General features: G+C 41.9%; 6 protein-coding genes. 5 read left to right on the top strand and 1 reads right to left on the bottom strand.

The window, feature by feature from the left end:
• The 3 genes from IM515_RS24080 to ppk1 form a co-directional block, all read left to right on the top strand.
• On the top strand, window positions 1–226 hold a 226-nt coding region (locus IM515_RS24080), incomplete at its 5' end, for a hypothetical protein (protein ID WP_287698228.1).
• A 236-nt stretch (window positions 227–462) separates the two neighbouring features.
• Complete coding sequence (locus IM515_RS24085; protein WP_287698230.1) at window positions 463–4,317, top strand: beta strand repeat-containing protein; 3,855 nt, start codon at window positions 463–465, stop codon at window positions 4,315–4,317.
• A 906-nt stretch (window positions 4,318–5,223) separates the two neighbouring features.
• Window positions 5,224–7,392, top strand: a complete 2,169-nt coding sequence (gene ppk1, locus IM515_RS24090; protein WP_287627632.1) for a polyphosphate kinase 1 — start codon at window positions 5,224–5,226, stop codon at window positions 7,390–7,392.
• A 287-nt stretch (window positions 7,393–7,679) separates the two neighbouring features.
• Here the strand turns inward: ppk1 and IM515_RS24095 are convergent, their stop codons facing one another.
• A complete protein-coding gene (locus IM515_RS24095) occupies window positions 7,680–9,404 on the bottom strand; it encodes a diflavin flavoprotein (protein WP_287627633.1) in 1,725 nt (574 codons plus the stop codon).
• 419 nt (window positions 9,405–9,823) lie between these two features.
• Here IM515_RS24095 and IM515_RS24100 point away from each other — a divergent pair, with 419 nt between their 5' ends.
• Window positions 9,824–9,979 (top strand): CU044_2847 family protein, encoded by a 156-nt coding sequence (locus IM515_RS24100; protein WP_002762885.1) that lies wholly within the window; start codon window positions 9,824–9,826, stop codon window positions 9,977–9,979.
• A 1-nt stretch (window position 9,980) separates the two neighbouring features.
• The coding region (locus IM515_RS24105) for a Uma2 family endonuclease (RefSeq protein WP_271987681.1) at window positions 9,981–10,277 on the top strand (297 nt) is incomplete at its 3' end.

A 10,277-nucleotide genomic window follows, 5' to 3' on the forward strand; every position in this document is an offset into this window, starting at 1 on the left:
TAAGGAAATTGGTAAGGAAATTGGTAAGGAAATTGGAGCGTTAGAAAAAAGCCGCGATGCCATAAAAACAGTTTTAACTGTGCGGTTTGGACAAATTTCTTCAGAAATTGAAGAGATAATCGGCAAAATGACTAACCCTACTATCTTAGAAGAGCTACTAAAATTAGCAGCTACCGCTCATTCTCTCGCAGAATTTAAGCAGTCTTTGGCTAAAATCAATATCTAGAAAACGGGTTTCTTTGAGAAACTCTTTGAAAAACCCGTTTTCTTTGAGAACCTATTTAGAAACCGGGTTTCTTTGAGAACCTATTTAGAAACCGGGTTTCTTTGAGAAACCCGGTTTCTTGTTCCTTTGAGAAACCCGGTTTCTTGTAATAAATGTTAATCTATGTTAAAGAGGTCTTGAAAAATTCGCGCTTGTTGTGCCAAAATTGTTAGCAATAAACTTTTGCTGTTACTGTCATGACTCTCTCTCTTTTGGCGATTATTCCTGCTGTTGACGATATTTTATTCGATTTCGCTCAATCTGATGGTTTTTGGGCAAATTTAGAAACTGCTTTTGGCACAAGTTATGATGTGGTTAAGGCGACGCAATTACGACAACAGTGGCAAAGTCGAAATTTTAGTCAAATTCCCCCGATTGAGGTACTCAGTGATGAGGTTTTGGGAACTGCGAATGGTGCATATTCCAGCAGTACGAATAAGATTTATCTATCAGCATCTTTTTTAAATACGGCTTCCTCAGCAACGATAGTTAATGTAATTTTAGAAGAAATTGGGCATTATGTGGATGCTCAAATTAATCAGGTGGATAGCGCCGGAGATGAGGGGGCAATTTTTGCAGAGTTGGTTCAAGGTAACAGTATTGATGTTGGGACTTTACAGGTATTACAAGCTGAGGATGATTCAGGGATAATTCATTTAAATGGTCAAATAATTACAGTTGAACAAAATACAAACAACCTTCAAACTGCTACTGGTGACGGTGGTTTAGTAGTTACAGTAGATGAGTTCGGGCGCTTTGGTAGTAATAGTGTTGGAGGACAGAGTGCTTTTTATGATCCTATTGGCAGTAAAACTTCCTCTAGCACAACTTTCCGTTCTTTTGTGGCTTTAGGTATTATTACTAATGGTTCAACTGGAGCGCGTACCGAGTTAGCACCATCAGCTAGTAATAATGAGGTATTTACCAGTGTCAATAGTACCAACGCAAACAGCACTTTCACGATTGGCGGATTACAGTTTCAACTTAAACAAACTGTTCAAGATACATTTAATAACACTGCAATTAGAACAGGAAGTCGGTTAGATCAGGTTTATACTATTACTAATAGTATAACGCAAACAATCAATTTTGATTTAGTGCGCTATGTTGATGGAGATTTAAACTTTGATGGTACTCTAATAGATGGGGGCGGAAGAATTGTTCAAAATGGGCAAGAAATTCTGTTTGAAACTGACGCAGGTGGAACTGGTCAGACAGATACAACTTTCTTCGGAATTAGTGATATTGGCGGTACTATCCCCACTACAAACCGTTGGGAATTAGATGGGTTTAGTAGCCTTCGCTCTAATGTTCTAGCAGGAAATAGCTTGCGGAATACTATCATCCAAGGTGATAGCAATTCTGACCAATTTATTGATGCTGGTTCCGAGTACGATGTCGCACTCGCCTTGAGAAACGTTTTTTCCTTAGCACCAGGACAATCTACTACCTATACAACAATTACCCGGTTTGGTTCCGGTGAAGCGGCTCAATTAGATATTACCCCACCAACTGGGGGTGTTGGTAGTTTACCAGCAACTACTGTAGGTAATAATATTAATGTGACTTGGAGTGCAACAGATCCCAGTGGGATTAGAGACTATGATGTTTTTGTATCTGTTAACGGTGGGTCTTTTACTCAATGGCAAACAAACGTAACTACAACCTCTGCTGTCTATACTGGCGTAGTAGGTAGCACTTATACTTTCTATAGTTTAGCTACTGATAATGCAGGCAACGAACAAACTGCTACTACTGCACCTAAAACTTCTACCCAAGTAATTAACCCTATTACCCTGGCTATCAGTCCCGCAAGCGTCACCGAAGATGGGACAACTAATCTGGTTTATACCTTCACTCGTAGCGGAGTAACAACTAATCCTTTAACGGTTAATTACACCCTCGGAGGGACAGCGACTCTCAATACCGACTACACTCGTACAGGGACTACCAATACAGTCACCTTTGCTGCCGGTTCATCCACTGCGACTGTGACTGTTGACCCGACTCCTGACACAATAGTTGAACCCGATGAAACCGTCATTTTAACCCTTGCGACCGGGACAGGTTATACAGTAGGTACGACCACCCCAGTGACGGGGACGATTACGAATAGTCCTGTTCCTCCCAGTATCACTCTTGCGGTTTCTCCCAGTAGTGTGACAGAAGATGGAACAACCAACTTAGTCTATACCTTCACTCGTACTGGTGTAACAACAAATGCTTTAACAGTCAATTACACCCTCGGAGGGACAGCTACTCTTAATACCGACTACACTCGTACAGGGACTACCAATACAGTCACCTTTGCGCCTAATTCTACTACTGCGACGGTAACAGTTGACCCGACTGCTGATACCACAGTTGAACCCGATGAGACTGTTATTTTAACCCTCGCGACCGGGACAGGTTATACAGTAGGTACGACCACCGCAGTTACGGGTACGATTACGAATGTCACCCTTCCCAGTATTACGCTTGCGGTTTCTCCTAGTAGTGTTACCGAAGACGGGACAGCTAATCTCGTTTACACCTTCACTCGTACTGGTGTAACAACAAATGCTTTAACGGTTAACTATACAGTTGGGGGGACAGCAACCAATGGAACCGATTACGCTTCTATTCCCACCAGTGTCACCTTTGCTGCTAATTCAGCGACCGCGACTGTAATCGTTGACCCGACTCCTGATACCACAGTTGAACCCGATGAGACTGTTATTTTAACCCTCGCGACCGGGACAGGTTATACGATAGGTACGACCACCCCAGTGACGGGTACGATTACGAATGGTCCTGTCACTCCCAGTATTACCCTTGCGGTTTCTCCCAGTAGTGTTACTGAAGACGGGACAACTAATCTGGTTTATACCTTCACCCGTACAGGTTCCACAACAAATCCTTTAACAGTCAATTACACCCTCGGAGGGACAGCGACTCTCAATACCGATTACACTCGTACAGGGACTACCAATACAGTCACCTTTGCTGCTGGTTCATCCACTGCGACGGTAACAGTTGACCCGACTGCTGACACAACTATTGAAAGTAATGAAACTGTTGCTTTAACTCTTACTGCGGGTACTGGTTATACAGTTGGGACCACCACCCCAGTGACGGGGACAATTACGAATGACGACTTTCCCCAACTCTCCATCAATAATATTACCGTGGTCGAAGGCTTAGATAATAATGCCATCCTCACCGTCACAGTTGATAACCCCAACCCGCAACCAATTAGCTTCAACTATACCACTGGACCCATTGATGCTACCGTCGATGTAGATTACACTAGCAAAACTGGAACTATCACCATTGCTGCTAATACTGCCACCGCTACTATTAGCATTCCCATCCTCAATGATAACCTCAACGAAGCCGATGAAGTCTTCACCGTCACCCTCTCCAATCCGGTTAATGCTACCATCAATCCCGAAGGAGGAATAGGAGAAGTTATCATTACTGATACTTGGCAAACCAGTCTCACTCGCACCTTACCCAACAATGTCGAAAACCTGAGACTAATTGGCAGTAATAATATTAATGGTACAGGTAACGCTGGTAACAATAATATCACCGGAAATAGTGGCAATAATCAAATCAATGGAGGTGCGGGAATTGATAATTTAACCGGTGGTTTAGGTGCAGATACTTTCATCTTCCAATTTGGTCAATCTACCATATCCGCAAGCGATAGTATCACAGATTTTGCCATCAATAGTGATAAAATCGACTTATTAACTCAAGGTGGAACTGCCATGAATGCGCCTAGTAGTTTCAGTCGCGCTGCTGATAGCACTGTCACCACTTTACAGAATTTAATCAATCAAGTATTTACTGATGCCAATGGAGCCACTACAGGTAATCAAGAATTAGCGGTTAATAGTGCCGCCTTAGTGCAAGTAACAACCGGTGCAATAGCCGGAACTTACCTCGTTATTAATGATAGCACGGCTGGCTTCCAATCCAGCAATGATTTATTAATAAATATCACCGGATTTACTGGCACTTTACCAGCTTTAGGGAACATTCCAGTGGGTAATTTCTTTGTTTAATTAAGTAGGCGTAGGGTGCGTTAGGCGGCCATCAATTCCGTCAAAAAACCAAAATTAACAAGCCGCCGTAACGCACCAACTCTATTATTAAATCGGTGCGTTACGCTATCGCGCTTTACACCTACGAGTAAGCAAACAACTCAAATGAACCCAACAACCGCCAATTATGATGAACCCTGGAAAGAAGCATTAAGTCACCTAGAAAACGGGTTTCTTCAAGAAACTATTTAGAAACCCGTTTTCTGGACTTTAAGACAAATAAGTTGGATTTAAAGTTTTAAGGATTAAAGTTTAGTAAGTTGATTGACAAAGAGAAGCTGTCAATAAATATTGACGAATTAATTAGGGCTTGCTGAATAAATGTGAAATGTAGGCACTTCATCGGCCCGCGTCCTGTAGGGGCGAAGCATTCGGATAGAAAATCTACGGTTTCACCGATAGGTTATTGCCCGAATGCTTCGCCCGTACTTTTTCAGCAATCCCTATATACACTAATGATTAATTGGCAATCTAATCATCATCCTTATCAAATATTCTGATTCGGTTTATTGCCTGAAGTTGGAAACGCTATATTTAACAAATCGGCTCGGCTCGACTTTGTGTTATAATCAAAGCTGGGCTTTAAAGACGATATTCTCAGCAAATTATGCCTATTGTTCTTACTGGCACTCTAATTTCACTGAAAGATTAATTTAACCTTGATCTGTCGGGATTGATTTCTTAACCTTTTAATAAATTGATTTTTTCCCCAGTCAGGCTAGAATCAGTAGGACTAGCATCCAAGATAATCGGGGTAACTTTGGTTAATCTGGGGCAATATAGCCTAAAAAACGCCCAAAATAGTCAAATTTAGGCTGAAGTGGCTTGTTTCTAACTGTTTAATCTACTATTTGGATATTAGACTCTATGACTAAAGCTCCTACCGTAACTTCTGCAATCGATCTTAAAGATTCGCAATATTACTTTAACCGAGAATTAAGCTGGTTAGAATTTAATCGTCGCGTGCTTTATGAAGCACTTGATCCTCGGACTCCCCTACTGGAAAGATTAAAATTTACCGCCATTTTTTGTGCCAATCTCGACGAATTTTTTATGGTACGGGTGGCAGTGCTTAAACAACAGGTAGAGGCAAATGTAGCCGTTTTAAGTGCCGATGGCCGGACTGCCTCGGAACAGCTAATCGAGATCAGTAAACGTCTGCGTCCCCTTGTACAACAGCAGGATCGTCTTTTTGAACACACCCTAAAAAATCTCTTAGTGGAACAGGGAATTCATCTGATTAACTATGTGGATTTACATCAAGAACAGCGCAATTATCTCCACGATTACTTTGAACAAAATATTTTCCCCGTTTTAACTCCTCTAGCGGTGGATCCTAGTCATCCTTTTCCCTATATTTCTAATCTTAGTCTCAATTTAGCCGTAGTCGTTCGCGATCCCGACACCGATAAAGAACTATTTGCCAGGGTGAAAGTGCCGCAGGTTTTCCCCCGTTTTCTGGCATTATCCAAAGAATTACGCCACCAAGACGGAAAAGCTTCGATTTGGACGGGAGTACCCCTTGAACAGGTGGTAATGCACAATTTAGAGGCACTTTTCCCCGGCATGATCATCCAAGAATGTTATCCTTTTCGGGTGACGCGCAATGCTGACATCTCCGTTGAAGAAGATGAGGCCGATGATTTATTATTAGCGATCGAGGAAGAAGTACGCAAGCGCCGCATCGGTAAATCGGCAGTACGTCTGGAAATCCACAGTTCTACTCCTAGCAATATTAAAGACCGGATCATGCGCGATCTGGGACTTGAGGAGATCGATGTTTACGATGTGGATGGACTGCTAGGACACAAAGATTTATTTTATTTTCTGTCTTTACCCTGTCCCGAACTGAAAGATCCCCCTTGGAATGCCGTCACTCCACCGGTTTTACAGGGATTGCGAGAAATAGTTGACGGTAACGAAGACGGCATTTTAGAACAGGATGGCGAAGATATTTTTACTTTAATTCGCAATAACGATATTCTCGTTCATCACCCCTACCATTCCTTTAGTGCCTCAGTACAACAGTTTATCGCCCAGGCGGCCTATGATGCCCATGTTTTAGCGATTAAAATGACTTTGTATCGTACTTCCGGAGATTCCCCGATTGTCAATTCCCTGATTGCAGCCGCGGAAAATGGTAAACAGGTAGCAGCGTTAGTGGAACTAAAAGCTCGCTTTGATGAGGAAAATAACATTAGTTGGGCGAAAAAGCTCGAACAAGCCGGAGTTCACGTTGTTTATGGCTTAGTTGGTCTAAAAACCCACACAAAAGTGGTTCTCGTGGTCAGAAAAGAAGGGGATAAAATCCGTCGTTATTTCCATATTGGCACGGGCAATTATAACCCAAAAACTGCTAAATTATACACTGATTTGGGTTTATTTAGCTGTCGCGAGGATTTAGGAGCAGATATCACCGATTTATTTAACTTTCTGACTGGATACTCCCGTCAGCAATCCTACCGCAAACTTTTAATTGCTCCGGTGAGTTTGCGAAAACGGATGTTAGCAATGATCGATCGCGAGGCCAAAAACTGTAAAAATGGCGGTACGGGTCGCATTGTCGCAAAAATGAACGCTCTTGTGGATAAACCGATTATAGAAGCCTTATACGCCGCTTCTCGTGCCGGTGTGCAGATTGACTTGATTATTCGCGGCATCTGTTGTTTACAGCCCGGATTGCCAGAAATAAGCGAAAATATCCGAGTAATTAGCATTATCGGCCGCTTTTTGGAACATTCCCGCATTTTTTACTTCTACAATGGTGGTCAGGAGGAGGTTTATATTGGTAGCGCCGATTGGATGTCGCGGAACCTGAGTCGTCGCGTGGAAGCAGTGACACCCATCGATGAACCAGCGATCGCCAAGGAACTAGAAGAAATTCTCGGGATTATGTTGTCAGATAACCGGCAAGCATGGGAATTACAATCCGATGGCAGTTATATTCAGCGTCGTCCTGCCAATGAGGGACAGGAAAGCAGTACCCATGTAATTTTAATGGACAAGGCCCTTAAATCTGCGGGTATTAGTCCATAGGAACAGTGATCAGTTATCAGTTATCAGTTATCAGTTATCAGTTATCAGTGGGTAAGTAATCAGTGATCAGATGTGATACTAAATCCGGTTATTAAAAACTGATTATCTATTGCTCCAACCCCCCCGACGTCGGGGGGAGTTGCCTTTTGCCTATTGCCTCTCCTGATATGTAGCCTATAATCAACGGATTTAGTATGACTAACTGGTTGAGAGGGTGAACCATCTCAAAAGCTGAGAGCAAGCATCTTGATCTGTATTTTCTCAACCAGTCAAATCAAGCAAGAATCCTAATAATAATTACCGACTTTGCGATGGTGAACGGCCGTTAAACTATCAGGTTTAGAAACGCGACCATCGGTGACTTTATTGTAAACAATCCAGTGGTCAGCACATTCCATGCGACTAACTACCTCACATTCTAAATAAGCGAGAGCATCGGCTAAAATTGGGGAACCATTATTAGCGGTGCGAGTATTGACTCCTGCAAAACGATCTTCCCCAGGTCCGAAACGTTTTAAAAAGTGTTTCATCAGGGTTTGATAATTGCCTTCTTCCAGAATATTTAAAATGAATTGATCCCCCACTTGCATTAAAGACTCGATCGCCCGATCTTTGGCCACAGCAACGGTAAAACCGGGAGGATCAAAACTTGCTTGCGTCACCCAAGAAGCGACCATTGCCCCGCTTCTGTCTCCTTTCTTGGTGGTAATAATATATAGACCACTGCTAATCCGTCCGATGGCTTTATCAAGGTCAGTATCGAGGGATTTTCTTTGTTTAATTTTTACCTCTTGGGTTAATAGTTGTCCCATGTCTGTCCCCGCTTCTTCACAGCGTTGATAGAGACTCTCGTTAGGAGTTTCCGAGCTACGAATGGGATCAAAAGCTTTGGTTAAACCAACTTCAAGAAACTTATTAAATAGAGGTAAAATTGATTCATCATCACCCCCTTGAGATTCAAACATTCCGATATATTGTTTGGGGTTAACCGAGGCGAGAATTGTGCCTAAATTACCCGTAATTTCTTGGGCATTAATACCAGAAACGGGGGGAGTACCGATGACGATTCCCACCGCAGAAGAAGCTAATTCTTTTACCTCTTGGGGATCGGCGGATTTCAGATCTAAAGTTTCTACAGTCAAACCAGTTTTAGTAATACCTTTGGCAATCGATTGACAGAGGCGATCACTATAACCATAATCGGAAATATAGAAAACAGCGACGGTTTTTTCTGCCTTAGTTTGTGCCTGACTCCAATCACGATAACGGGTCAATAATTCAGTAACATTATGTTTTAATAATGGTCCATGACCATTAGCCACGAGATTAATATTACCTAGGGGTTCCATCCGTTTCATCGCCGCTAGTACGGAACGAGCATTAGGAGCCATTAAACATTCATAATAGAAGCGATAATCTGGTTCAATAGCACTTAATTGTTCATCGTAAAGATCATCGGAACAGTAGTGCATTCCGAAGGCATCACAGGTAAATAAAATTCCCGAACCATGATCGTAGGTAAAAATAGTATCGGGCCAGTGTAAATTAGGAGCGTTAACAAATTCGAGAATGTGACCATTGCCTAGGTCTAACTGATCGCCATTTTTGACCAGTTGACGTTGAAAGGGATGATGAACTAAATTCTCTAAAAACTGAATTGCTACTTTCGACCCAACGACGGTAATATTGGGAGCGAGTTCCAATATATCTCTGACTAACCCACTGTGATCGGGTTCGGTATGACTGATAATTAAATAATCGATTTCTTGCGGGTTAATTAATCCGTTGAGACTATCAAAATATAGTTGACGGAATTTTTCGTGAGAGGTATCCACAAGGGCGATTTTTTCCCCACGAATCAGATAGGAGTTATAAGTCGTCCCGTTTTGTAATCCGAATTCAATATCGAAGCGATCGCGATCCCAATCGAGGGAACGAATAGCGGTGATGTCTGCGGTGAGATTGGCCACCTGCACGGTAAGACGTTTTGTTTTGACTGGTGTAGCAACCATCGAACCCCTCCTTATTGTTAAGTTTTTTATACTTTGTCTCTATTGTGCCACGAGGAAATAAGGTATGGGGATTTATTTTCCCATAATTACTGATAACAGTTATCTTAATGCTCAGGTGGGAGTCGATCGTCGATAGCGAATTAGCTTATACTTCATCTTTATGAGAAACGCTCTCTAGGGATCTGTGTGGGGAAATGGCTGTTATACACTCGAGTCAAGTTAAATTGGACAACTAGCGATCGCTTTTCGGCGGAAACAGGGAATTAGACAAGAAATGCTAATAAGCTAAGACGCATTTAAACCGCTTATTCTTAGATTAGCAGCCAGATTCAGACAAGAAAGGCTCATGTGCCTTGCCTACACTCTATTACTTGTCTTAGATGTCTGTATAATTTGCTATATTTTTAGATGAGCTTATCATGATTTCCCGATCCAATCCACCCAGTAAAGTTACTTTAGAATTTGGGTTACAAGTTGAGGGTAAAACGGTGATTCCTTTGCTGACAAAAGATTCAGCACAAGCTAATATTAAAGTTGCTATTGAATGGCAATTTAACCAAGATAAGGGAGGTTAGTATGCAAGTTCAAATCGAAAAACGCTATTACACACCTGAAGAATACTGTCAGCTAGAAGAAACAGCAGAATACAAAAATGAATATCTAGATGGAGATATTATTCCTATGACGGGAGCAACAATCAATCATAATCTGATTGCTGGTAATTTTTATAAAAATTTTCCGACTAAGATTAACAATCAAGATTATTGGGCTTTTATGAGTGATGTACGGTTATGGATGCCAAGATATCGCTTTTATACTTATCCTGATGTCATGGTGATTAAAGACAAACCATTATATGAAGGAAAAGGCACA

Source organism: Microcystis sp. M44BS1 (assembly GCF_020244875.1).
GTDB lineage: Bacteria > Cyanobacteriota > Cyanobacteriia > Cyanobacteriales > Microcystaceae > Microcystis > Microcystis panniformis.

Coding starts and splice junctions, on each gene's coding strand:
- IM515_RS24085 (WP_287698230.1), top strand. CDS start 463: ATGACTCTCTCTCTTTTGGCGATTATTCCTGCTGTTGACGATATTTTA.
- ppk1 (WP_287627632.1), top strand. CDS start 5,224: ATGACTAAAGCTCCTACCGTAACTTCTGCAATCGATCTTAAAGATTCG.
- IM515_RS24095 (WP_287627633.1), bottom strand. CDS start 9,404: ATGGTTGCTACACCAGTCAAAACAAAACGTCTTACCGTGCAGGTGGCC.
- IM515_RS24100 (WP_002762885.1), top strand. CDS start 9,824: ATGATTTCCCGATCCAATCCACCCAGTAAAGTTACTTTAGAATTTGGG.